The following is a 24,933-nucleotide window of genomic DNA, read 5'->3' on the forward strand; positions in this document are numbered from 1 at the left end:
GTCTGTGCAACCCCACATCCTTTTCCACTTAACAATTATTTTGGGACCTTAGCTGGTGGTCTGGGCTGTTTCCCTTTCGACTACGGATCTTAGCACTCGCAGTCTGACTGCCGACCATAATTCATTGGCATTCGGAGTTTATCTGAGATTGGTAATCCGGGATGGACCCCTCACCCAAACAGTGCTCTACCTCCAAGAATCTTAATGTCGACGCTAGCCCTAAAGCTATTTCGGAGAGAACCAGCTATCTCCAAGTTCGTTTGGAATTTCTCCGCTACCCACAAGTCATCCAAGCACTTTTCAACGTGCCCTGGTTCGGTCCTCCAGTGCGTCTTACCGCACCTTCAACCTGCTCATGGGTAGGTCACATGGTTTCGGGTCTACGTCATGATACTAATTCGCCCTATTCAGACTCGGTTTCCCTACGGCTCCGTCTCTTCAACTTAACCTCGCATCATAACGTAACTCGCCGGTTCATTCTACAAAAGGCACGCTCTCACCCATTAACGGGCTCGAACTTGTTGTAGGCACACGGTTTCAGGTTCTATTTCACTCCCCTCCCGGGGTGCTTTTCACCTTTCCCTCACGGTACTGGTTCACTATCGGTCACTAGGGAGTATTTAGGGTTGGGAGATGGTCCTCCCAGATTCCGACGGGATTTCGCGTGTCCCGCCGTACTCAGGATACTGCTAGGTACAAAGACTATTTTAAATACGAGGCTATTACTCTCTTTGGCTGATCTTCCCAAATCATTCTTCTATAATCTTTGAGTCCACATTGCAGTCCTACAACCCCGAAGAGTAAACTCTTCGGTTTGCCCTCCTGCCGTTTCGCTCGCCGCTACTAAGGCAATCGCTTTTGCTTTCTCTTCCTGCAGCTACTTAGATGTTTCAGTTCACTGCGTCTTCCTCCTCACATCCTTAACAGATGCGGGTAACAGGTAGTACCTGTTGGGTTCCCCCATTCGGAAATCCCTGGATCATCGCTTACTTACAGCTACCCAAGGCATATCGTCGTTTGTCACGTCCTTCTTCGGCTCCTAGTGCCAAGGCATCCACCGTGCGCCCTTATTAACTTAACCTTATTTTTTGACCTTTCAGTCATAAACTCTTATTAATACTACAGCGTTTTCGGTTTATTTTCTTGTTACTATTTGATATAGATATTCAATTTTCAATGTGCATTACTTGGTGATCTCTCACCAATGGAGCCTAGCGGGATCGAACCGCTGACCTCCTGCGTGCAAAGCAGGCGCTCTCCCAGCTGAGCTAAGGCCCCACAAGACCTCTCAAGACTAAACAAGACCAATGCGCAGTTCCTTATCCTTAGAAAGGAGGTGATCCAGCCGCACCTTCCGATACGGCTACCTTGTTACGACTTCACCCCAATCATCTATCCCACCTTAGGCGGCTGGCTCCTAAAAGGTTACCTCACCGACTTCGGGTGTTACAAACTCTCGTGGTGTGACGGGCGGTGTGTACAAGGCCCGGGAACGTATTCACCGCGGCGTGCTGATCCGCGATTACTAGCGATTCCGACTTCATGTAGGCGAGTTGCAGCCTACAATCCGAACTGAGACTGGCTTTAAGAGATTAGCTTGCCGTCACCGGCTTGCGACTCGTTGTACCAGCCATTGTAGCACGTGTGTAGCCCAGGTCATAAGGGGCATGATGATTTGACGTCATCCCCACCTTCCTCCGGTTTATTACCAGCAGTCTCGCTAGAGTGCCCAACTGAATGATGGCAACTAACAATAGGGGTTGCGCTCGTTGCGGGACTTAACCCAACATCTCACGACACGAGCTGACGACAACCATGCACCACCTGTCACCTCTGTCCCGAAGGAAAGCTCTATCTCTAGAGCGGTCAGAGGGATGTCAAGACCTGGTAAGGTTCTTCGCGTTGCTTCGAATTAAACCACATGCTCCACCGCTTGTGCGGGCCCCCGTCAATTCCTTTGAGTTTCAACCTTGCGGTCGTACTCCCCAGGCGGAGTGCTTAATGCGTTAGCTGCGGCACTAAACCCCGGAAAGGGTCTAACACCTAGCACTCATCGTTTACGGCGTGGACTACCAGGGTATCTAATCCTGTTTGCTCCCCACGCTTTCGAGCCTCAGCGTCAGTTACAAGCCAGAGAGCCGCTTTCGCCACCGGTGTTCCTCCATATATCTACGCATTTCACCGCTACACATGGAATTCCACTCTCCCCTCTTGCACTCAAGTTAAACAGTTTCCAAAGCGTACTATGGTTAAGCCACAGCCTTTAACTTCAGACTTATCTAACCGCCTGCGCTCGCTTTACGCCCAATAAATCCGGACAACGCTTGGGACCTACGTATTACCGCGGCTGCTGGCACGTAGTTAGCCGTCCCTTTCTGGTAAGATACCGTCACAGTGTGAACTTTCCACTCTCACACTCGTTCTTCTCTTACAACAGAGCTTTACGATCCGAAAACCTTCTTCACTCACGCGGCGTTGCTCGGTCAGACTTCCGTCCATTGCCGAAGATTCCCTACTGCTGCCTCCCGTAGGAGTCTGGGCCGTGTCTCAGTCCCAGTGTGGCCGATCACCCTCTCAGGTCGGCTATGTATCGTCGCCTTGGTGAGCCGTTACCCCACCAACTAGCTAATACAACGCAGGTCCATCTGGTAGTGATGCAATTGCACCTTTTAAGCAAATGTCATGCAACATCTACTTTTATGCGGTATTAGCTATCGTTTCCAATAGTTATCCCCCGCTACCAGGCAGGTTACCTACGCGTTACTCACCCGTTCGCAACTCATCCGGAGAAGCAAGCTCCTCCTTCAGCGTTCTACTTGCATGTATTAGGCACGCCGCCAGCGTTCGTCCTGAGCCAGGATCAAACTCTCATTAAAAGTTTGAGTTCTCACTCATTTCTGTCACTGACAGATTTATTGTTTTTTTCATTGTTCAGTACTACAACCTTAGTTGTAGTGCCCTGCACATTGGTTCGTCTTGTTCAGTTTTCAAAGGTCTTTGTCACTTACTTCTCTCAAGCGACAACTATATTAGTATATCACAGTCGCTTTCGCTTGTCAACACTTTTTTGAAACTTTTTTAAAACTTTTTTCATCAAGTGTTCCAACCGCAACATACCATAGTCCGTACGGGATTCGAACCCGTGTTACCGCCGTGAAAAGGCGGTGTCTTAACCCCTTGACCAACGGACCTGAGTTGTTATTTTCAACTCTTACTATTATACCGACTTTTCAAACTTTGTCAACACTTTTTTTAAACTTTTTACAAATTTTTCAATTCTGGTAACTTCTCAAAGTAACTTCCACTTGCCTGACCAAAGTGGAAATTAGTCTAAAACGGATTTTTATGGTGGAATTAAGTGTGAGACGTTTGAGTTAGAAATGAGGCTCACTATGACAAAACATAAACACCTTACCCTTTCAGACCGTAATGATATCCAATTAGGCTTAGAGCGCAGTGAAACCTTCAAAGCTATTGGACAATCCATTCTAAAAGACCCGACTACTGTTTCTAAAGAAGTCAAACGAAACAGACAAATCCGAGAGTCTACATGCCATAACCTTCCTTGCCCTCTACTCGACAAAGCTCCCTTTGTCTGTAACGGCTGCCCTAAAAGAAGACAAAATTGTGGCTATAAGAAGATTTTCTACCTCGCTAAGCAAGCTCAAAAACAGTACGAACAAACTCTTATCGAAGCTCGTGAAGGAACTCCTCTCAATTCCAAGACCTTCTGGGACATGGACAAAGTCATTTCTGATGGTGTTAAAAAGGGCCAACACATCTATCATATCCTCAAAACTCACAACCTTGATGTCAGCTCCTCAACCGTCTATCGACACATCCGAAAAGGATACCTATCTATCGCTCCTATTGACCTAGCCAGAGCCGTTAAATTCAAAGAAAGACGGAAAAGTAAGCTACCTTCCATCCCTAAAGAAGCTAAAAAAGGCCGTTCCTATGAGGATTTCCAAAATTATTTGGCTCTTAAGCAACTGAACTCTTGGCTGGAAATGGACACCGTTATGGGCAGGATGGGAGGTAAAGTCCTACTCACCTTCAACCTGTCTTTCTGTAACTTTATCTTCGCTAGACTTCTGGATAATAAAACTACCCTTGAGGTTACCAAACACCTCTATGACATCAAGAACACTCTTCACCAAGCGGACAAAGATTTCTTCCAACTCTTCCCTGTCATCCTGACAGATAATGGTGGAGAGTTTGCCAGGGTTGATGACATCGAAATGGATGTGCGAGGAGAGAGTAAACTCTTCTTTTGTGACCCTAATCGCTCTGACCAGAAAGGGAGAATTGAGAAAAATCACACGCTGATTCGCGACATTCTACCTAAGGAAACTTCTTTTGACAACTTAACTCAAGAGGACATCAATCTCGTTTGTTCGCATGTCAACAGTGTCAAACGTGCTGCTTTGAATGGAAAGTCAGCCTATGAACTCTTTGCCTTTACTTACGGAGAAGAGATTCCTAAACTTCTAGGTATTTCTAAAATACCTGCAGAAGACGTCTGTCAGTCGTCTAAATTACTCCAACATAAGTTCTAAAAACTAACCTTTAACCGCATTCAAACGTCTCACACTAACTTCCACCATAGCGGAACTTAATCTGAAACGCTTTCAGATGAGGGGATTTTGTGCGCTCTTTTTTCTATTCATTTTGGCTACAAAAACGATGAAATCAAGTATTAGTAAAACCAGTGGAACTTACCCTGACACGGATTTCCACTGGTTTTTACGATTTTTATCAGACTAACTTCCACTTGGATTAACGGTGGAAGTTAGTTTGGGAATTTAGCATTTTTCAATTCTTTTTCAAGTAAAGTTTTTCAAATTATAGTAAAAAGAGCCAGAATTGTACTGACCCTTCTATTGCTCTTTAAACTTAGAAGCACGTTCTTCTCCCCACCAATAGGGTATTAATTCTGCGACTTTCACTGTCTTTCTTGTATCATAGTCCATCATGAATTCTGCATCTTTATTTTCAGCATTAAGCTCTAAAAGGAATTCTCTGCAAGCGCCACAAGGCATACCCGAACTTCCACCATAAGGTGGTTTGTCTCGAAAGGCTAATACTTTCTTAACCTTAGTTTGTCCCGAGAATTGATACATATTGAAGAGGGCCGCCCGTTCTGCGCAAAGATGGAAAACACCACAGGTTCCCTCCATACAGAATCCTGTAAATATTTGTCCATCTTCTGCTTCTACTGCAGCTACAACATGATTGGCATAAACAAAGCCTGATACTTCATGTGGATTGTATAGTTTCTGTGCTTCTTCGTACATCTTTTCCCAGATGTCCATTATTACATCCTTCTTATTTAGAGATTTCTTTTAACATATTTTCGATATGCTGAATTGATTTTTCACGACCTAACAAGAAGATCGTATCTGGTAATTCTGGTCCATGCATTTCACCTGAAACAGCGATACGAATAGGCATGAAAAGATTTTTCCCTTTAATACCTGTTTCTTTTTGAACAGCTTTGATTTGCGGGAAGATATTTTCTGTCACAAATTCATCATCTGTCATCGCTTCAAGTTTTGCTTTGAAGGCTTCAAGAACTGTTGGGACTGTTTCTCCCGCCATGACTTCGCGCTCTGCTTCTGTCAATTCTGGAAAATCTGAGAAGAAGAGATCTGTCAATGGGATAATCTCATCTACTGATTTCATTTGTGGTTTATAGAGCTCAACTAATTTTTCAGCCTTGTCAGTTAAACGGCCTGCTTCCTCTAAGAATGGTTTTGCCATTTCAAAGATAGTTTCTAGGTTTGCATTCTTGATATAATCATTGCTCATCCAGTCGAGTTTCTTCTGATCGAAGGCTGCTGGAGACTTGCTGAGGCGGTTTTCATCGAAAAGTTTAATGAGTTCTTCACGAGAGAAGATTTCTTCTTCGCCACCTGGGTTCCAACCAAGAAGAGCAATAAAGTTAAAGACTGCTTCTGGAAGGTAACCTTTTTTACGGTAGTCTTCGATAAACTGAAGGGTATTGGTATCGCGTTTAGACAATTTTTTCCCAGTTTCAGAGTTGATAATCAAAGTCATGTGACCAAACTCTGGAGCTTCCCAACCAAGTGCTTCATAAACCATAAGCTGTTTTGGTGTATTAGCAATGTGGTCGTCTCCACGGATTACGTGAGAAATTTGCATATCATGGTCATCGATGACAACGGCAAAGTTATATGTTGGGTAACCATCTTTCTTTTGGATAACCCAGTCACCACCGATATTGCCACCTTCAAATTCGATATCGCCTTTGACCATATCATGCCACTTGTAGATACCTGACTCATTGACAGCCAAACGAACCGTTGGGATGACCCCAGCTGCTTCACGTTCTGCGATATATGCTGCTTTCTCCTCTTCACTCATACCAAGATATTCATTGATGTAACGAGGTGTTTCCCCAGCTGCTTCTTGGCGTTCGCGTTCAGCTGCCAACTCTTCTTCTGTAACGTAAGATTTGTAGGCTTTTCCTTCAGCTAATAGTTGGTCAATGTATTTTTGATACAAGTCCAAACGCTCAGACTGGCGGTAATTTTCATGTGTTTCTGGGCTTTCATCCCAATCCATGCCCAACCAACGAAGATTTTCAAGCTGTGAACGTTCTCCATCCTCGACATGACGTTTACGGTCAGTATCTTCGATACGAATGATAAATGTTCCACCATGATGGCGTGCATACAAATAGTTAAACAATGCTGTACGGGCATTCCCGATGTGTAGTAATCCTGTTGGACTTGGTGCGTAACGTACGCGGATATCTTTTGACATAGTTTCTCCTATAAAGTCTCTAGGCATCTGCCTTTTTGCTCTCTATATTATATCACAAGTCTTGGCTAAGTCCAATTTCTATGAATAAAGAGAGTAAAAAGAGTGGGCAAACCACTCTTTTCTTCTATTTATAGACGTGCGTTAAGTTCTTTGCTTAATTCTTCAAATCCTGGTTTTCCAAGAAGGGCAAACATGTTACGTTTATAAGCTTCAACACCTGGTTGGTCAAATGGGTTGATGGCATTCAAGTAACCTGAAAGAGCGATAGCCAATTCGAAGAAGTAGATAGTGTAACCAAGAGTGAAAGCATCTTGCTCTGGAAGAGTCACATACATGTTTGGTACATCACCATCTGTGTGGGCAAGAAGAACACCATCAGTTGCTTTTTTGTTTACAAAGTCAACGTCTTTTCCTTGAAGGTAACCAAGTCCATCAAGGTCTTCTTCCAAGCTAGGGATAATCACGTTCTTACGAGGTTTGTCAACACGGACAACTGTTTCAAACATGATACGAGTTCCTTCTTGGATAAATTGACCCAATGAGTGCAAGTCAGTTGAGAAGTTGGCTGAAGTTGGGTAGATACCTTTTTGGTCTTTTCCTTCTGATTCACCAGCCAATTGTTTCCACCACTCTGAGAAGTATTGAAGTGATGGCTCATAGTTTACCAAGATTTCAGTTGCATAGCCTTTACGGTAAAGAATGTTACGAACTGCTGCGTATTGGTAAGCTTCGTTTTCAGAGATTTTGTCTGAAGTGTAGTCTTTGCGAGCTGCATTCGCGCCTTCCATAAGGGCTTTGATGTCAGCTCCTGATGCTGCGATTGGAAGCAAACCAACGGCTGTTAATACAGAGAAGCGTCCACCGATGTCATCTGGAACAACAAATATTTCCCAACCGTTAGCATCTGCTTCAACCTTAACAGCACCTTTTTGTCGGTCAGTTGTTGCATAGATACGTTTGTTGGCTTCTTCTTGACCGTATTTCTTAACCAAAAGTTCTTTGAAGACACGGAAAGCGATAGCTGGTTCAGTTGTTGTACCTGATTTAGAAATCACGTTTACTGAGAAGTCTTTGTCTGCAACATACTCCACCAAGTCAGCAAGGTAAGTAGATGAGATTGAGTTTCCTGCGTAAAGGATTTGTGGAGCTTTGCGTTCTTCTTTTGTTTGCAAGTTTGCAAAGTGGTGATTCAAGAAGTCGATTGCTGCTTTAGCACCAAGGTAAGATCCACCGATACCAATAACAACTAAAACATCACTGTCTGACTTGATTTGCTCAGCAGCTTTCAAGATGCGGTCAAATTCTTCGCGGTCATAGTTTTCAGGAAGATCCAACCATCCTAGGAAGTCGCTACCAGCACCAGTTCCTTTACGAATCATTTCGTCAGCAGCTGTAACTTGTGCTTGCATGTATTCCACTTCATGTGGTGCAACAAATTTGTCTAAAACTTTTGAATAATCAAATTTAATATGTGACATGTTATTCCTCCAATATTTCTTCTTTTCTATCATAACGCTTGCCTTCGTTTTTTTCAAGTTTTTTTGTCGAATTTCTCCAATTTTTATCAGAATTCAAACGTTTGCGTAAAAATCCCATATTCAAAAAATTGAAAAAATAAAAGAAAGAACGACTAGATACACCAGTCGTTACAGTTCATTCAATAAATACTCAAATAATTCTAAATTGCCATCTTCTTCATTAACCAGAAACTCTGGATGCCACTGCAAACCGATAATGTGGTGCTCATCTATAGACTCAATCGCTTCGATGGTTTGGTCTCTTGGATCAATAGCAGTTACACGGAAATTAGGTGCCAAATCTTTAATACTTTGACGATGGACCGAGTTAACCTGACTTTCTTTTCCAAATAGCTTGGCCACCACACTTCCTTCTACTGTCTCAATAGAGTGAGATGTTCCGAAAGGCAGTCCTTGCCAGTGACCTTCGATTTCTTGATTGAGGGTTCCCCCAAAGGCAACATTGACAAGTTGGACACCGCGACAGATTGCCATAATTGGTTTATTCTGACGAAGAGCTTCTTTCAAGAGCGCCAATTCAAATTCATCACGGACCAAATTGTAATCATCGCTCTCGATGGTCTTTTTCTCTCCATAAAACTGAGGATGGACATTTTGACCGCCTGTCAAAATCAATTTATCAATCATTTCTACATAATCGCGTACAACTGACTCATCACCAACAGGAATGACTAAAGGGAGACCACCGACTTGACGAATGCTCTCTGCGAATCTACAAGATACAGATGAATGAATGTTTTTGCCTTCTGCGTCTACGGGACATAGATTTGCAGCAACTCCTACAACCGTTCTAGCCATAATGCCTCTCCTTTCAAATGTTAATACTCTTCGAAAATCTCTTCAAACCACGTCAGCGTCGCCTTACCGTATATATGTTACTGACTTCGTCAGTTCTATCTACAACCTCAAAGCAGTGCTTTGAGCAACCTACGGCTAGCTTCCTAGTTTGCTCTTTGATTTTCATTGAGTATAACGATAGTCCTATCATATCACTCAAAATGACTTTCGTCTAATATGTTTTTTTTAAGGCTGTGATAAATATTTTTTATGGATAAGAAAAAACTGCCCGCATAGGACAACTTTTTTCTTATTCAAAGACAAATTGATTGTAATAGAGTTCTGAGTAGAATCCACCTAGTTTTAAGAGTTCATGGTGATTACCACGTTCAATGACTTCTCCATCTTTGAGGACAATAATCTGGTCTGCATTAAGGATGGTCTTCAAACGATGGGCAATGACAAAACTGGTTCTGCCTGCTACAACCGCCTCCATGGCATGCTGAATCTTGCTTTCTGTCACCGTATCTACGTTTGAAGTTGCTTCATCGAGAATGAGAACTTCTGGATCTGTCATCAGGGTTCGAGCGATAGAAATCAATTGTTTCTGCCCTGTCGAGAAGATGCTTTGATCATCATCGATAAGAGTATCGTACTTATCAGGCAAGCTTTCGATATAGTCGTGAATGTGGGTTGCCTTGGCGGCTGCCTCAACCATTTCTTGACTAGCATCTGGCACACCAAAACGGATATTGTCTCGAATCGTTCCACTAAATAAGACCGAATCTTGCAAGACAATCCCCACCTTGCTTCTGAGACTATCCAAGTCATAGTCACGAATGTCTTTGCCGTCAAAATAAATACCACCAGCATCAACATCATAAAAGCGATTGATAAGGTTCATAATAGTCGTTTTCCCTGAACCTGTCGGACCAACAACTGCTGTCATCTGGCCTTTAGGGGCAGAGATACTGACATCTTTCAAAATTGGTTTATCAGGCAAGTATGAAAAATCAATATGACTGATTTCAACACCTTCTTGCAACTGAGTGAAGATTGGAGCTTTTTCAGGTCGGATTTCTTCCTCTGCATCAAACATTTCCTGAATTCGTTCAGCCCCAGTAAAGGCTAACTGAAGACTTCCCCAACTAGCTGCAACTTGAATAATAGGCTGGTAGTACTGCTGAGAAAATTGGGCAAACATAACAATCAAACCTAGGGCTGTACTTGTTTCAATAGCCTTATCATTCAAAAGTACAGCTGAACCAGCAAAGATGACGATGGCTGTATTAACCAGACTCATCCCATTCATGACAGGGAAAAGAATTCCTGAGAACATTCTTCCTTTAAAGGTTGCCTTGCGCACGCGCTCATTTTGTTCAAGAAATCCTGCCATCATATCCTCTTGAATCCCTTGCACAATCACGGCTTTTTGACCTGAGATACTCTCATCCATATAGGCATTGAGCTTTCCTACCTCTTTCTGCTGGAGGTTGGTGTATTTCCGTGCCATTTTCACGATGAAAATCAGCATAAGGAAGGTCACTGGTGTGCTGGCAATAGTGATAAGGGCCAGCGTCACATTTCTCGAAAACATGACAAGAATCAGACCAATGTATAAAACAATATTGCTCATGACCTGAATCAAGCTTTCATTAAAGGCTTGGAGGATATTATCCAAATCACTAGTAAAACGAGACAGAATATCGCCATCTTGTCGGCGGTCAAAGAAAGAAACCGTCAAACGAGCAAGCTTACCAAAGAGACCTTTGCGCATCTCGTTGGTCGATTCTGCAATCACGCGCGTCATGAGACACATGTATATCACACTAGAGATAAATAGAACCAAAACCAGCAGACCAAGATTGACCATGATTCCTGATAAACTTTGCCATACAAGTTCTGGATTGCCATTTTGATAAGCTTGAACTAAATTAGCTAGCTGCGTCACTGCTTGTCCAGAAAAGACCGGGAAGAGGGCTTGGGCAAGAGTTGCCAGAACAATCGTCAGGATGACAACTACAAATGATAGCTTATAGACTTTAAAATAATTCCAAAAAAATTGAACTGTCTTCATTTTACTCCTCCTTTCCTTTCTGTGTTTCGTAGATTTCACGGTAAACGGCATTGTTGGCAACCAAGTCTGCATGCGTACCTTGACCAATCAATCGTCCTTGATCTAGAACCAAGATCTTGTCTGCATGAACTACCGAGCTAATCTTTTGCGCAATGATAATGGTTGTTGTTCCCTTCAAGTCCTTATTCAAGGCTTCTTGCACTAGGCGCTCTGACTTGGCATCCAAGGCCGAGGTAGAATCGTCAAAAATCAGAATACGTGGATTGCTGACAATTCCACGGGCAATCGACATCCGTTGTTTTTGCCCACCAGAGAAATTGGTTCCCCGTTCCTCAACTGGACTTTCAAAGGTTTTCTCCATACGATGGATGAATTCACTAGCCTGGGCAATATTGGCTGCGCGTTCCATTTCAAATAGAGTAGCATCTCCCTTACCCTGTCTCAAGTTATCTGCAATCGTTCCACTAAAGAGAATGGCACGTTGGAGAACGATAGAGACAGCTTTACGCAGGGTCCCTTCACTCACTTCTCGAATATCCTTTCCTCCAATTTTGATGACCCCTTCCTGTGGGTCAAAGAGACGTGGAATCAATTGAGCCAAGGTTGATTTTCCTGCACCAGTGGCTCCAACGACACCAACCATCTGACCAGGTTCAATAGTAAAGCTCACATCTTTCAGCATCGGTTCCTTATCCATTGGATAGGTAAAGGTCACATTTTCAAAGCTAAGACTGCCAACCAACTCTTCATCTGGGACATCCTTGAAGGTCATGGCTGGCTCTGCGTCAAGAATTTCTCGAATACGACGCATCGAAATCATGGCACGGCTGACAGAATTTCCCAAAAATCCAACCATAACAATGGTAAAGATAATCTGGCTCAGGTAATTGACAAAGGAAGCAATGGAACCAACAACTGACGGATCCGACTGAACCATCCCAGCAACTAGCCAAATCGAGAGGAAAACCGCCCCGTAGCCGACCAACATCATAAAGGGTTCCACTACTGAAAAGGCATAACCGATGTAAAGATTTTGACCGAGAAGCTCGTCTGAAACCTCCGTAAACTTAGCAAACTGCTCTTTTTCTTGGACAAAGGACTTGACCACACGAACACCGCGCAGATTTTCCTTGGCAATGGCATTGATGCGTTCAAGCAGGGTTTGAAACTTGGCAAAACGAGGTCCCATCATCCCCATCATGACAGCAGTCAAGCCAAAAATCAAGACTACCATGAGAACAATTACCCACCACAGAGAAGGTAGGGTTTGAACCGCCAAGATAAACGAACCTATGAACAAGAGGGGAAGTCTGAAAAGAATTTGGAAGGTCATCATGACGACGTTCTGAATCTGGTTGATATCATTTGTCATTCGAACGACTAGATTTCCCGCATTAAATTGTTCAATATTAGCATAAGAAAAGGTTTGGATTTTACGGAAGGCATCCTCCCGAAGGTCAGATGAAACTCCTTGGGCAATATAGGCTGCAAGGACAACATTGAGCCCACCAGCAACCAGACCGACCAAGGCCACACCAATCAACCAAGCCCCGATGCTATAAATAGCTTCATATTTTCCAGCAAGGAGGGCGTCTAAGACTTCCTGCAAATAACGCGGTTGCAGAAGTGAACTAGCAACCATCAAGCCTGTCATCAGGAGCGAAGCCAAGGCCTGCCACTTGTAGGTTTTTATTTTCTGAATCAGCATACTTTCTCCTTAAAAAATAGACAAAAGGGAGCGACAATGCGTCAGATCCTTTTCATTCTGTTTGTGTGATGTTATTCTAGCAAAAAAGTGGGAACTTGTCAAAGAAGTCTCCTTGATATAGCTAGATTAACTAGTGAGTCTTGGCTTTATAGTTTCTGTTTTAACTCGACCAAGACATTCATAGCCTGCATAGGTGTCATATTGTAAACATCTAGTTTAGCTAATTCTGCTAGGATAGGATGGTCTGCTGGCGCATCAAAGAGTGAAATTTGTTCAGTGACAGCACTTGTTTGCCTCATTGGAGCAGGACTTTCTGTACCCTGGCTCTCTAGTTGCGTCAAAATCTTATCCGCCCTTGCTAGGAGGTCTGCTGGTAAGCCAGCAATCTTGGCCACATGGATACCGTAGGATTTGTCAGCTGGGCCTGGTTCAATCTTATGAAGGAAGGTGACCTGCCCATCCTGCTCCAAGGTTGCCACGTGGACATTGACCAAGTGTTGTAAACTAGACTCCAGACTAGTCAACTCATGGTAGTGGGTCGCAAAGAGGGTCTTGGCTCCGATATGCTCATGGATGTATTCGATGATGGACTGAGCAAGAGCCATCCCGTCATAAGTTGCAGTTCCCCGTCCTAACTCATCAAAGAGAATCAAAGAATTCTTAGTCGCATGCGAAATGGCATTGTTGGCCTCCATCATCTCCACCATAAAGGTTGATTGACCTGAAACCAAGTCATCGGCTGCTCCGATACGGGTAAAAATTGCATCAAAAATCGGTAAATGGGCACTTTCTGCTGGCACATAAGAACCCAACTGGGCCATAACTGCCGTCATGGCTAACTGACGCATATAGGTTGACTTCCCACTCATGTTGGGCCCTGTAATCAGTTGAATACTGGTATCTTCTGCCATCTGAATCGTATTTGGAATATAGGTCTGAGCCCCCATGACCTTTTCAACGACAGCATGGCGCCCTTTCTGGATATCAATCCGCGAATCATCTCCGAACTCAGGTCGAATCAAATGCTGGGTTTCAGCCACAACTGCCAGACTCTGTAAGACATCAACCGTCGCAATTCCTTGGGCTAGAGCCTGCAAACGCTGGATGTACTTGCTGACCTCTTCACGAATACGCATAAAAATTTCGTACTCTAGATTGGCTGACTTCTCACGCGCCTCCAGCATGTCGCCTTCGATACGGGCTAATTCTTCGGTTCCAAAACGTTCTGAATTTTTCAGCGTCGCCTTGCGGAAAAAGTGAGCAGGCACATTTCCCAGTTGCGAATTGGTCACATGGAAATAGTAGCCATCCTTTTTATTATAGACAATCTTAAGTGCGCTAATACCAGAGTTTTCTCGCTCCTTGGCCTCAATTTCAGCAATCCAACCAGTCCCTTCTCTGAGAACGCGACGGTACTTGTCTAAAGTCTCATCAAATCCAGTTCGGATAATTCCCCCATCTGTAATCACATGAGGGGCTTCAGGAGCAATCGCTGCGCTAATCAAACTCTCCAACTCAGGGATTCCATCCAATTGTTCGATGAGATAAGCTAGAGTAGGTTGCTCCATTCCTTCTAAAATCGCACGAATCCTTGGCACACTAGACAAGGTGGTCGCCAACTGCAAGAGATCCTTGGGATTGGTTTTTCCAAAAGAAACACGACTAGCCAAGCGTTCGATATCATAGACACCCTTGAGGCTGTCTGTCAAATCACTGCGCTCAAAGAAATGGTCGAGAAAGACCTGCACCACCTCTTGACGTTGGACGATTCGCTCCTTATCAATCAAGGGGCGATGAATCCAAGAACGCAAAAGACGCATCCCCATAGCCGTTTTGGTTTCATCCAAAAGCCAGAAAAGACTACCTTGCTTCTTGCCTGAACGGGCATTCTCAACCAAATCCAGACTAGCCTTGGTCGTATAATCCATCTGCAAGAAATCCTTGATCTCATAGCGGATAACAGGTTTGAGGTGGTTCAATTCCCTCATCTGAGTCCGATGAACATACTGGAGCAGCTTACTAGATGCTGCTTGCTCCACAGATGACAATCGTGAATCCAGTAAATGAAGGTCTTCAAAGCCTTCTTTTTCATAGGAAAGTACCAGATTCATCTGACGACTAAGGATTTGTTCCTCTTCCTCAGACAAGTCATAGCCCAGCACCACTTCGCGCGCCTTGAGATTACGGATTTCCCCACAAACCAGCGTGAAATCCAAAAGACCTGTCACATAAAAGTCACCCGTCACCAGGTCCATATAAGCTAAGCCAAATTGACTGCCATCACGGTCTATAGCAACCAAGAAATTGTTCTGACTATCCGGCTTACTGCTATCGACCACTGTCCCTGGCGTAATGACCTGAACAACCTCTCGTTTCACAACCCCAACTGCTTGTTTAGGATCTTCCATCTGTTCAGCAATGGCTACCTTATAGCCCTGCTCAATCAAGACATCGATGTACTGTTGGGCAGAATGATAGGGGACACCCGCCATAGGAATCGGATTGTCGGCATTCTTGTTGCGACTCGTTAAGGAAATTTCCAGAATCTGCGCAGCATTGACCGCATCCTCATAAAATAATTCATAAAAATCACCCATCCGAAAGAGCAAAAAAGCATCTGGATATTGCTTTTTAATATCCACATACTGTTGCATGCCAGGTGATAGCTTTTCTGTCGCCATTTTCCGTCTCTCCTTGTCAAAAATAAGTCTTGAGAGCAACTCCCAAGACCTTACTTATCTTTCATCAAATCTAGCAAACGATCTTCCATGAGTTTGGCAACGTGCTGGTCTCGACAAATGACCAATAAGGTATTGGCACCAGCAACTGTTCCTAAAATCCATTCATCCTTGTTTGCATCTACAATATTTGCCAAAACAGAGGCTTCTCCTAATTTGGTATGAAGTACCAAGGTAAACTCTGCTCTTGCAACACCTTCTAAATGATGAGACAAAAATTCCACCAAATCAATCTTTTCTGTCTCATTTGCTAGTACATAATACACCATATCATTTTTCTTGACCTTGGTCAAGCCGATTTCGCGCAAATCACGAGACAGGGTTGTCTGCGTCACAAAAACATTGTGCGCCTCCAACCGATCTTGAATTTCTTTTTGTGTACTTAATTTCTCCTCAGTAATCATTTTTTTTATTAACTGATGACGATCTCTTTTTCTCATAAAATCCTCTTATATGAATATTTATAACTATTTTTATAACTATATTATACCAAAAAAACAGGAGATTTCAAAAATTTTTTCTTCTTTCTTTAAAATTATGATAAAATAGTAGAAAAGTCCAAAAAGGAGCTCTTAATGAATACAAAAGAATTGATTGCTAGCGAGTTGGCTAGCGTCATTGATAGCCTGGACCAAGAGGCTATTTTAAATTTACTGGAAACCCCTAAAAACTCAGAAATGGGAGACATCGCCTTCCCTGCTTTTTCTCTTGCCAAAGTCGAACGTAAAGCACCTCAAATGATTGCGGCTGAACTGGCTGAAAAAATTAACAGCCAAGCCTTTGAAAAAGTTGTAGCAACTGGTCCTTACGTTAACTTTTTCCTTGATAAATCTGCTATTTCTGCTCAAGTATTGCAAGCAGTTATCACTGAAAAAGAACACTATGCTGACCAACATATTGGCAAACAAGAAAATGTTGTGATCGATATGTCTAGTCCCAATATCGCTAAACCATTCTCTATCGGTCACCTGCGCTCAACTGTTATCGGAGATAGCTTATCACATATTTTCCAAAAAATCGGTTATCAAACGGTCAAGGTCAACCATTTAGGAGACTGGGGTAAACAGTTTGGGATGTTGATTGTTGCCTACAAAAAATGGGGAGACGAAGAAGCTGTAAAAGCTCATCCAATCGATGAACTTCTTAAACTCTATGTCCGCATCAACGCTGAGGCTGAAAATGACCCTAGCTTGGATGAAGAAGCACGCGAATGGTTCCGTAAACTTGAAAATGGCGACGAGGAAGCTCTCGCTCTTTGGCAATGGTTCCGTGATGAAAGTTTGGTCGAATTTAACCGCCTTTACAATGAATTGCAAGTCGAATTTGACAGCTACAACGGAGAAGCCTTCTACAACGATAAGATGGATGCAGTTGTAGACATTCTTTCTGAAAAAGGCCTTCTTGTTGAGTCAGAAGGGGCCCAAGTTGTCAATCTTGAAAAATATGGAATTGAACATCCAGCCCTTATCAAAAAATCTGATGGAGCAACTCTCTATATCACTCGTGACTTGGCTGCAGCCCTTTACCGTAAAAACGAATACCAATTTGCTAAATCTATCTACGTCGTTGGTCAAGAGCAATCTGCCCACTTTAAACAACTCAAAGCTGTCTTGCAAGAAATGGGCTACGATTGGAGTGACGACATTACTCACGTTCCTTTTGGTTTGGTTACAAAAGAAGGGAAAAAACTCTCTACCCGTAAAGGGAATGTCATCTTGCTAGAGCCTACAGTTGCAGAGGCTGTTAGCCGTGCCAAAGCCCAAATTGAAGCTAAAAATCCTGAACTTGAAAATAAAGACCAAGTAGCGCATGCTGTTGGGGTTGGAGCCATTAAATTCTATGACCTCAAAACCGACCGTACAAATGGATACGACTTCGACCTAGAAGCTATGGTATCCTTCGAGGGTGAAACTGGACCTTACGTTCAATATGCCTACGCTCGTATCCAATCTATCTTACGCAAAGCAAACTTCAAACCAGAAACAGAGGCTAATTACAGCTTAAATGATGCAGAAAGCTGGGAAATCATTAAACTCATCCAAGATTTCCCACGTATTATCAACCGTGCTGCGGATAACTTTGAACCTTCTATCATTGCTAAATTTGCAATTAGCTTGGCTCAAGCCTTTAACAAGTACTATGCACATACACGTATCCTAGACGAAAATCCTGAACGCGACAGCCGTCTAGCTCTCAGCTACGCAACCGCAGTCGTTCTCAAAGAAGCCCTTCGCTTGCTTGGAGTAGAAGCGCCAGAGAAGATGTAAATCGCCAAATCCTATCAGAGATTTGGCTAGGCGCTTCACTAGTTTTAGGACATAAATATGATCGATTTATGTCCTAAAACGTCGTAATCTTAAGGTTATTGGAACTAAAGTTCCTAATTGTTAGACGCTAGCCGCTTATATGCGGACTAGCTAACTGCTTCACTAGTATTGTAATAGAAATAATATCGATTTCTATTACAATACGTCGTAACTATGTGGCGCATTGCCTAAACGATTTACTAATTCACCTAACCAAATAATATCGATTTGGTTAAGAGACTTATCAAGTTTTGCTGACTTGCTCTACTATTTTAAGTCCACTAAATCGATTTATTCACTACTACTTCTACCATACAGGGAGATTTTCTATGAGCCAATATGCTTATATCCTCGTTGTAATTAGCTTGGTGTTCCTTTTTCTGCTCAATAAGTACGAGAAGGAGAGACTGCAAAGGCTCTACCAAGAACAACTTTTAAAGGATGAAACATTTAGGGCTGATATCAAAGAGAAAATTCACACGACTGAAAATATCAATGATGTCATTGCTTACATCAATAAAACTTATCATCTGGGAATGTTGCTATCAAAAGACATTACAGATCAATTGAAATAAACCGAGCTATTCTTTAAGGAATATCAAAACCGAGACTAAGAGTTTAATACTGAGTCTCGGTTTTTGTGTATTTTTTTAAGTAATAAAGCCACCACTCCCCCAGCAATGCAAGTGCAAAATCCCCTAGAATGTGATAAAATAAAAAGAGAACTCTATCAAGGAGGAAAACATGGAAAAACAAACCGTCGCCGTCTTGGGGCCTGGTTCTTGGGGAACTGCCCTTTCACAAGTCTTAAATGACAATGGACACGAGGTACGTATTTGGGGAAATCTGCCCGAGCAAATCAATGAAATTAATACCTATCATACTAACAAGCACTACTTTAAAGATGTCGTTCTAGACGGAAATATCATTGCCTACACTGACTTAGCAGAGGCATTAAAAGATGTAGATGCGATTTTGTTTGTTGTCCCAACAAAAGTGACACGACTTGTTGCCCAACAAGTTGCAAAAACCTTAGACCATAAGGCTATCATCATGCACGCATCAAAGGGATTAGAGCCTGATAGCCATAAACGATTATCAACTATCCTTGAAGAAGAAATTCCTGAACATCTCCGCAGTGATATTGTCGTTGTTTCAGGACCTAGTCATGCGGAAGAAACCATTGTACGTGACCTGACTTTAATCACTGCTGCTTCTAAAGATTTACAAACAGCTCAATATGTTCAGGAACTCTTTAGTAATCACTACTTTCGACTTTATACCAATACGGATGTTATCGGAGTTGAAACTGCTGGTGCTCTTAAAAATATTATTGCTGTCGGTGCTGGAGCTTTACATGGTTTGGGATTTGGTGACAATGCCAAGGCAGCCATCATCGCTCGAGGCTTGGCAGAAATTACCCGCCTAGGAGTAGCACTTGGGGCCAGTCCATTGACCTATAGTGGCTTATCCGGTGTAGGAGACTTGATCGTAACGGGAACCTCCATCCACTCTCGTAACTGGAGAGCCGGAGATGCTCTTGGTCGTGGAGAATCTCTAGCTGATATCGAAGCCAATATGGGCATGGTGATTGAAGGAATCTCAACAACTCGAGCAGCCTATGAACTAGCGCAAGAACTTGGAGTCTATATGCCAATTACACAAGCCATTTACCAAGTTATTTACCACGGAACCAATATTAAAGATGCCATTTACGACATCATGAACAATGAATTTAAAGCAGAAAATGAGTGGTCTTAACCCTCTAGAGAAAGGATTCTTATGACATCAAAAGTTAGAAAGGCAGTCATCCCTGCCGCTGGACTTGGAACTCGATTTTTACCAGCAACCAAAGCACTTGCTAAAGAGATGTTGCCAATTGTGGACAAACCAACTATCCAATTTATCGTAGAAGAAGCTCTTAAATCAGGTATTGAAGATATTCTGGTTGTCACTGGTAAATCAAAACGTTCTATTGAAGACCACTTTGACTCAAACTTTGAGCTTGAGTACAACCTCAAAGAAAAAGGCAAACATGACTTGTTAAAATTGGTAGACGAAACAACTGGCATTCGCCTTCACTTTATCCGTCAAAGCCATCCTCGTGGGCTTGGAGATGCTGTCTTACAAGCCAAAGCTTTTGTAGGGAATGAGCCCTTCGTTGTCATGCTTGGTGATGACCTAATGGATATTACAGATGACCATGCTGTCCCTTTGACAAAACAATTGATGAACGATTACGAGACGACTCACGCATCAACAATTGCTGTTATGCCTGTCCCTCATGCAGACGTTTCAGCATATGGAGTTATAGCTCCTCAGGGTGAAGGGATTAATGGTCTCTACAGTGTCGAAACCTTCGTTGAAAAACCAGCTCCAGAAGATGCTCCAAGTGATTTGGCAATCATCGGACGCTATCTGCTCACACCAGAAATTTTTGATATCCTCGAAAATCAAGCTCCTGGCGCTGGAAATGAAATCCAACTTACCGACGCTATTGATACGCTTAATAAAACACAACGTGTTTTCGCCCGCGAATTTACAGGAGCTCGTTACGACGTTGGGGATAAGTTTGGCTTTATGAAAACATCTATTGACTATGCCCTCAAGCACCCACAAGTCAAAGATGACTTGAAAGATTACCTCATCCAACTAGGAAAAGAATTAGCTGAGAAGGAATAAAATAAAAAAGATAAGGTTCAAAAATGCCTTATCTTTTTTCATTACACAACTATTATTATAAGCTCTCACAACCCCATTCCCCTGTAGAGAAGCAAGACTGCGAGTCCTACAAACAAGACTACCGCTCCTAACCTCTGGCTGGTACTATACATCCGTCTTTCTCCTCGAACTGGAAAGATAATTGCTAGAAATGCTCCACCAACTGCACCACCGATATGGCCTGCTAGGCTGATTCCTGGAATCAGAACACTTCCAATAATGTTAACCACAAAAAGTGTCAGATAAGATTGCCCTAGCTGTTGGATATAAGGATTACGCGTTGCATAGCGGAGAATGATAATCGCAGCAAATAGCCCATAGAGAGAAGTAGAAGCTCCTGCTGCTAAGGATTTTGGACTAAATACAAAAACAAAGATATTACCCATCATTCCTGATAAAAGATAGAGAAAGAAAAACTTCTTGGATCCGAAAATTTCCTCTACTTGCCTACCAAGATAATAAAGGGAAAGCATATTAACAATGAAATGCTCCCAACCAATATGAACAAAAATGGCAGAAAAGAGACGCCAAATTTGCTCAGGAAAGAGGCGAATAGCTGGCCCATACATGGCTCCAAATCGAAATAATGTATCCGCCCTGTCAAAGTTTCCTCCTGTAGTCACCAACATTAGTAAAAACACCAAGGCCGTCACTAAGAGGAAGAAACTCGTCACAGGGTAACGTCTATCAAAGATTTCCTTCATCAATCAGAACCTCCTGAACAGGAATATCATGGTTTTCAGGGATAAAGTCCTGAATTTGACAAGGATATATCGTACTCAAAGTATGACCAGAAAAATGTTTCAGATAGCGATCATAATAACCTCCACCGTATCCTATCCGATATCCTTTCGTCGTAAAAACCAAGCCCGGAACATGAATCAAATCAATCTGAGAGGCATCCACCACTTCCAAATCTCCCTGTGGTTCCAGTAAGCCAAAGGAAGTTTTTACCAACTGTTGCGGATCATAGACTACAAAGTTCATGCGTCCCTTGGGATAAGTTTTGGGTATCAGAACCTTCTTGCCGTCCTTCAGCGCCTGCTCAATCAGTTCCTGCGTTTGAAACTCATGAGGAAAAGAGAGGTAGGTTGCGATGATCTTAGCTTCTTGGTAAAAGGGGTGTTGTAAAAGTCTTTCGGTTAAAGTTTGATCTATAAACTGTTTTTGCTCTAGAGGTAAAGCCTTCATTTCTTGCAATACTTGCTTCCGTAATTCCGATTTCATAGACACCACCTCTACTCTGCTGCTTTCTTTTTCAGGAAACTAGAGACCGCGTCCACCCCAATAGCTAAGGCTTCTTCCTTAGGATTCATCTGAGGGTGATGAAGGGCATAGGGACTACCTACACCAAGCCAGAACATAACGCCATCAACCTTTGAAAGGAGATAACCAAAGTCCTCACCTGTCATAGCAGGTTCAATATCAATCAGCTCGATTCCGTCTTTTTTTTCAAAGAAGTCCATCAGTTCACGCGCCAAGGCTGGATGGTTCTCAACAGGCAGGTAACCACCTTGTTTGAGTTCCACTTCGACTTCCATATCGAAGGCAGCTGCAACTCCTTCTGCAACTGTTTTGACCCGCTTTTGTACCAAGAGACTCATATCCTGTGTCAAAGCCCGAATAGTTCCATGTAAAAAGGCTGTGTCTGTGATGACATTGTTTGTTGTTCCGGCTTGGAAAAGACCAAAGGTCACCACTGCTCCCTCGATTGGGTTGACATTGCGGCTGACAACTGACTGCACCTGGGTCACAAAGTAACTAGCCGCCACCAAGGCGTCATTGGCTTCATGAGGAAAGGCTGCGTGTCCTCCTTTGCCTTTGAAACGGATTTTCACCTCGCAAGTACCTGCAAAGAGTGTATGAGTATTGGTCGCAATCTGACCAACCTTCAAATCTGGTCGAACATGAAGGCCATAAAACTGGTCTGGTAACCAGTCTCCAAAAGCGCCATCCTCATACATGAGCATGCCACCAGCTTCATTTTCTTCAGCAGGTTGAAACAGAAAGAGCAGATTGTTCTTTGGTTGCTCCTCAAGTGCTCGCTCAAGACAGCCCAAGGCAATAGTCATGTGGAAATCATGTCCACAGGCGTGCATGCGACCTTGGTGCTGAGAAGCAAAAGGAAGTCCTGTTTGTTCGACAATAGGCAGGCCATCAATATCTGTTCTCCAACCAATGGTACGCTCTGGCTGACTTCCCTGCAAATAGACCAAAATACCTGTCCGCCAAGTACGAACTTGAACAAACTCCTTGCCCGCAGTCAATTTCTCAATCACATCCAACAGATAAGCTTGAGTCTTGAACTCCTCCAAGCCAATCTCTGGAATCTGGTGCAAATCTCGTCTAGTCTGAATCAAATCTAACATCTATCTATCCTCCGATATAGCAGAAAGAGGCTGGAAGAAGGGTTCCGCCTCTTTATTACTTTTACAATTATAAGGTACGAAGCGCATCCTCTAGCGCTGTTTTTTGTTGGGTTTGGGCATCAATCTCTTTAATGATACGAGCTGGAACACCTGCTACCACCACGTTTTCTGGGACATCTTGGGTAACAATAGCTCCTGCTGCGACAACTGAACCACTACCGATTTGGACCCCTTCGATAACCACTGCATTGGCACCGATGAGAACATTATCTCCAACACGGACTGGTTCTGCGCTAGCTGGCTCAATCACACCTGCAAGAACGGCACCTGCACCAACGTGGCTGTTTTTCCCCACGATAGCACGGCCACCAAGGATAGCACCCATGTCAATCATGGTTCCTGCACCAATTTCAGCACCGATATTGATAACCGCTCCCATCATGATAACAGCATTGTCACCAATTTCAACCTGATCACGGATAATAGCACCCGGCTCAATACGAGCATTGATAGCACGTTTATCTAGCAAAGGAACTGCAGAATTACGAGCGTCTTGCTCAACAACATAGTCTTGGTTTTCTACCAAACCATCGAGAAGCGGAGCCACATCTTTCCAGTCTCCAAATAGGACATTCCCTAGTTTGACAACAGAGCTTGGTACAGCAGTTGCGAGTTGTCCCTCAAAGGTTACTTTCACACTGGTTTTCTTTTCAGCATTGGCGATAAATTGGATAATTTCTTGAGCGTTCATTTTTGTAGCAGTCATAGGCGCCTCCTAGTTCATTTTAATGATACCTATTCTACCAAAAAAGGCCTCAAATTTGAAGCCTTTTTGTTTGTTTTTAGGTATGATTTTTAGGGATGTGAGATAAAACGTGCTGTCGGTAAAAGCAAGCCCCTACCGATACAACCTAAAAACACTCTTCACAACTATCTCCCCGTGTTTTATTGACTATTCTAGTATAGCACACTTTTAGAATTAAGAAAAGACTTTTTATTTACTTTCTTTCGCTTCTTCTATCGATAGGAAAATCATGGGTAAAATAATCAGAGCCATAGCTAGAAGGAGGGACCAATCCACTACCAAGCCTAAAAATAAAACACTCAAAAGGGCAGAAGAGAGAGGTTCACTGGCACTAATAACAGAAACCACCAAGGGAGAAACCAAGGACACAGCCTTCATGGAAATGAAAAAGGCAAAAGCCGTCCCAAAGAAAGCGATAATGAGGCAAATCAAGATACTCCAAATATCCGGAGTAAAGGAAAGCTGATAAACCGGCGAGAGGACATTGCTAAATAAACCTGCCAAAATCATCCCCCACCCAACCGTGGGTACAAAACCATAGCGCTTCGCAAAAGGTTGAGGCAAGATAACATTAAACATGACCCCCATGGCACTCAGCAAACCCGTCACAAGCGCTAGTGGTGTCATAGATAATTGAGAGAGATCTCCCTTTGTCGCCATCAGGCAAACACCCAACATGGCAATCAAAACATAGAAAATAGCACTTTTGGACGCTCGTTTTTTATAAATTAAGCGATTGTAAAAGAGGATAAAGACTGGACTAATAAACTGTAAAATAGTTGCTGTCGCTGCATTTGAGTATTCTACACAGAGATAGAAAAAATACTGAACTGAAAAAATCCCCAAAATAGCATAGGCTAAAAAGGGTAGGTAATTTTTCTTATCTCGCCAGATATCTAACACTTGCAATTTTAATTGCATCGCAGACCAAATGAGCACAAGACTCCCTGCTAGTGTCAAACGCATAGAGGTAATCCAGCCCGAAGACACCTGGTAATGAGTAAAGAAATATTCTCCTAAAATTCCACAGATTCCCCATATTAAGCCGGATAGGAGCGAATAAATGGTTCCTTTAACAATCTTTTTCTGATACTGATTCATACCT

18 protein-coding genes, 2 tRNA genes and 2 rRNA genes (1 of these 22 cut by a window edge) are annotated in these 24,933 nt (G+C 43.0%); 5 read left to right on the plus strand and 17 right to left on the minus strand.

Annotation, left to right across the window (positions count from 1 at the left end):
- From FQT24_RS07100 to FQT24_RS07120, 4 genes are all read right to left on the minus strand, one after another.
- Positions 1–1,081, minus strand: a 23S ribosomal RNA gene (locus FQT24_RS07100) (it extends 1,820 nt beyond the left edge of the window).
- Between the two features lie 124 nt (positions 1,082–1,205).
- Positions 1,206–1,278, minus strand: a tRNA-Ala gene (locus tag FQT24_RS07105).
- 51 nt (positions 1,279–1,329) lie between these two features.
- Positions 1,330–2,876, minus strand: a 16S ribosomal RNA gene (locus FQT24_RS07110).
- Together the 16S and 23S rRNA genes with 2 tRNA genes alongside form the textbook arrangement of a ribosomal RNA operon.
- A gap of 243 nt (positions 2,877–3,119) precedes the next feature.
- A tRNA-Glu gene (locus FQT24_RS07120) sits at positions 3,120–3,191 on the minus strand.
- A gap of 201 nt (positions 3,192–3,392) precedes the next feature.
- Here FQT24_RS07120 and FQT24_RS07125 point away from each other — a divergent pair.
- Positions 3,393–4,559 (plus strand): IS30 family transposase, encoded by a 1,167-nt coding sequence (locus FQT24_RS07125; RefSeq protein WP_143952561.1) that lies wholly within the window; start codon positions 3,393–3,395, stop codon positions 4,557–4,559.
- A 321-nt stretch (positions 4,560–4,880) separates the two neighbouring features.
- Here FQT24_RS07125 and FQT24_RS07130 read toward each other — a convergent pair whose 3' ends face one another.
- The 8 genes from FQT24_RS07130 to argR all read right to left on the minus strand — a co-directional run bounded on the left by FQT24_RS07130 (position 4,881) and on the right by argR (position 16,067).
- Positions 4,881–5,315 (minus strand): cytidine deaminase family protein, encoded by a 435-nt coding sequence (locus FQT24_RS07130; RefSeq protein WP_143952562.1) that lies wholly within the window; start codon positions 5,313–5,315, stop codon positions 4,881–4,883.
- A gap of 13 nt (positions 5,316–5,328) precedes the next feature.
- Positions 5,329–6,789 carry a glutamate--tRNA ligase gene (gene gltX, locus FQT24_RS07135; protein ID WP_143952563.1) on the minus strand — a complete coding sequence of 487 codons (1,461 nt, stop codon included), beginning with the start codon at positions 6,787–6,789 and terminating at the stop codon, positions 5,329–5,331.
- Positions 6,790–6,917: 128 nt separating this feature from the next.
- A complete protein-coding gene (locus FQT24_RS07140) occupies positions 6,918–8,267 on the minus strand; it encodes a glucose-6-phosphate isomerase (protein WP_143952564.1) in 1,350 nt (449 codons plus the stop codon).
- A 168-nt stretch (positions 8,268–8,435) separates the two neighbouring features.
- A complete protein-coding gene (locus tag FQT24_RS07150) occupies positions 8,436–9,125 on the minus strand; it encodes a gamma-glutamyl-gamma-aminobutyrate hydrolase family protein (protein ID WP_143952565.1) in 690 nt (229 codons plus the stop codon).
- A 289-nt stretch (positions 9,126–9,414) separates the two neighbouring features.
- Positions 9,415–11,181, minus strand: a complete 1,767-nt coding sequence (patB, locus tag FQT24_RS07155; protein WP_143952566.1) for a multidrug efflux ABC transporter subunit PatB — start codon at positions 11,179–11,181, stop codon at positions 9,415–9,417.
- 1 nt (position 11,182) lies between these two features.
- The gene (patA, locus tag FQT24_RS07160; RefSeq protein ID WP_143952567.1) at positions 11,183–12,889 is read right to left on the minus strand and encodes a multidrug efflux ABC transporter subunit PatA; all 1,707 of its coding nucleotides are present in this window, start codon (positions 12,887–12,889) and stop codon (positions 11,183–11,185) included.
- A 146-nt stretch (positions 12,890–13,035) separates the two neighbouring features.
- Positions 13,036–15,570, minus strand: coding sequence for a DNA mismatch repair protein MutS (gene mutS / locus FQT24_RS07165; protein WP_143952568.1), 2,535 nt, complete (start codon positions 15,568–15,570; stop codon positions 13,036–13,038).
- A 50-nt stretch (positions 15,571–15,620) separates the two neighbouring features.
- Entirely contained in the window at positions 15,621–16,067 is a 447-nt protein-coding gene (gene argR, locus FQT24_RS07170; protein WP_001231476.1) for an arginine repressor, read from the minus strand.
- A 135-nt stretch (positions 16,068–16,202) separates the two neighbouring features.
- Here argR and argS point away from each other — a divergent pair, with 135 nt between their 5' ends.
- The 4 genes from argS (at position 16,203) to galU (ending at position 20,615) form a co-directional block, all read left to right on the plus strand.
- A complete protein-coding gene (gene argS, locus FQT24_RS07175) occupies positions 16,203–17,894 on the plus strand; it encodes an arginine--tRNA ligase (RefSeq protein ID WP_143952569.1) in 1,692 nt (563 codons plus the stop codon).
- A gap of 368 nt (positions 17,895–18,262) precedes the next feature.
- Positions 18,263–18,508: a hypothetical protein gene (locus FQT24_RS07180; protein ID WP_000084859.1), complete on the plus strand. Its 246-nt coding sequence runs from the start codon at positions 18,263–18,265 to the stop codon at positions 18,506–18,508.
- A 169-nt stretch (positions 18,509–18,677) separates the two neighbouring features.
- The gene (locus tag FQT24_RS07185; RefSeq protein ID WP_143952570.1) at positions 18,678–19,694 is read left to right on the plus strand and encodes an NAD(P)H-dependent glycerol-3-phosphate dehydrogenase; all 1,017 of its coding nucleotides are present in this window, start codon (positions 18,678–18,680) and stop codon (positions 19,692–19,694) included.
- Positions 19,695–19,715: 21 nt separating this feature from the next.
- The gene (gene galU, locus FQT24_RS07190) at positions 19,716–20,615 is read left to right on the plus strand and encodes a UTP--glucose-1-phosphate uridylyltransferase GalU (protein WP_143952571.1); all 900 of its coding nucleotides are present in this window, start codon (positions 19,716–19,718) and stop codon (positions 20,613–20,615) included.
- Positions 20,616–20,680: 65 nt separating this feature from the next.
- Here galU and FQT24_RS07195 read toward each other — a convergent pair whose 3' ends face one another.
- The 5 genes from FQT24_RS07195 to FQT24_RS07215 form a co-directional block, all read right to left on the minus strand.
- A complete protein-coding gene (locus FQT24_RS07195) occupies positions 20,681–21,358 on the minus strand; it encodes a rhomboid family intramembrane serine protease (RefSeq protein WP_143952572.1) in 678 nt (225 codons plus the stop codon).
- Complete coding sequence (locus FQT24_RS07200) at positions 21,342–21,881, minus strand: 5-formyltetrahydrofolate cyclo-ligase (RefSeq protein WP_143952573.1); 540 nt, start codon at positions 21,879–21,881, stop codon at positions 21,342–21,344. Before FQT24_RS07200 ends, FQT24_RS07195 begins: the two co-directional genes overlap by 17 nt.
- An 11-nt stretch (positions 21,882–21,892) precedes the next feature.
- The gene (locus tag FQT24_RS07205) at positions 21,893–23,023 is read right to left on the minus strand and encodes an N-acetyldiaminopimelate deacetylase (protein WP_143952574.1); all 1,131 of its coding nucleotides are present in this window, start codon (positions 23,021–23,023) and stop codon (positions 21,893–21,895) included.
- Positions 23,024–23,090: 67 nt separating this feature from the next.
- Positions 23,091–23,789 (minus strand): 2,3,4,5-tetrahydropyridine-2,6-dicarboxylate N-acetyltransferase, encoded by a 699-nt coding sequence (gene dapD, locus FQT24_RS07210; RefSeq protein ID WP_000127460.1) that lies wholly within the window; start codon positions 23,787–23,789, stop codon positions 23,091–23,093.
- Positions 23,790–24,017: 228 nt separating this feature from the next.
- Positions 24,018–24,929 carry a DMT family transporter gene (locus FQT24_RS07215; RefSeq protein ID WP_143952575.1) on the minus strand — a complete coding sequence of 304 codons (912 nt, stop codon included), beginning with the start codon at positions 24,927–24,929 and terminating at the stop codon, positions 24,018–24,020.
- Positions 24,930–24,933 lie beyond the last annotated feature (4 nt).

The organism is Streptococcus mitis (genome assembly GCF_901542415.1).
Taxonomy (GTDB): Bacteria; Bacillota; Bacilli; order Lactobacillales; family Streptococcaceae; genus Streptococcus; species Streptococcus mitis_BL.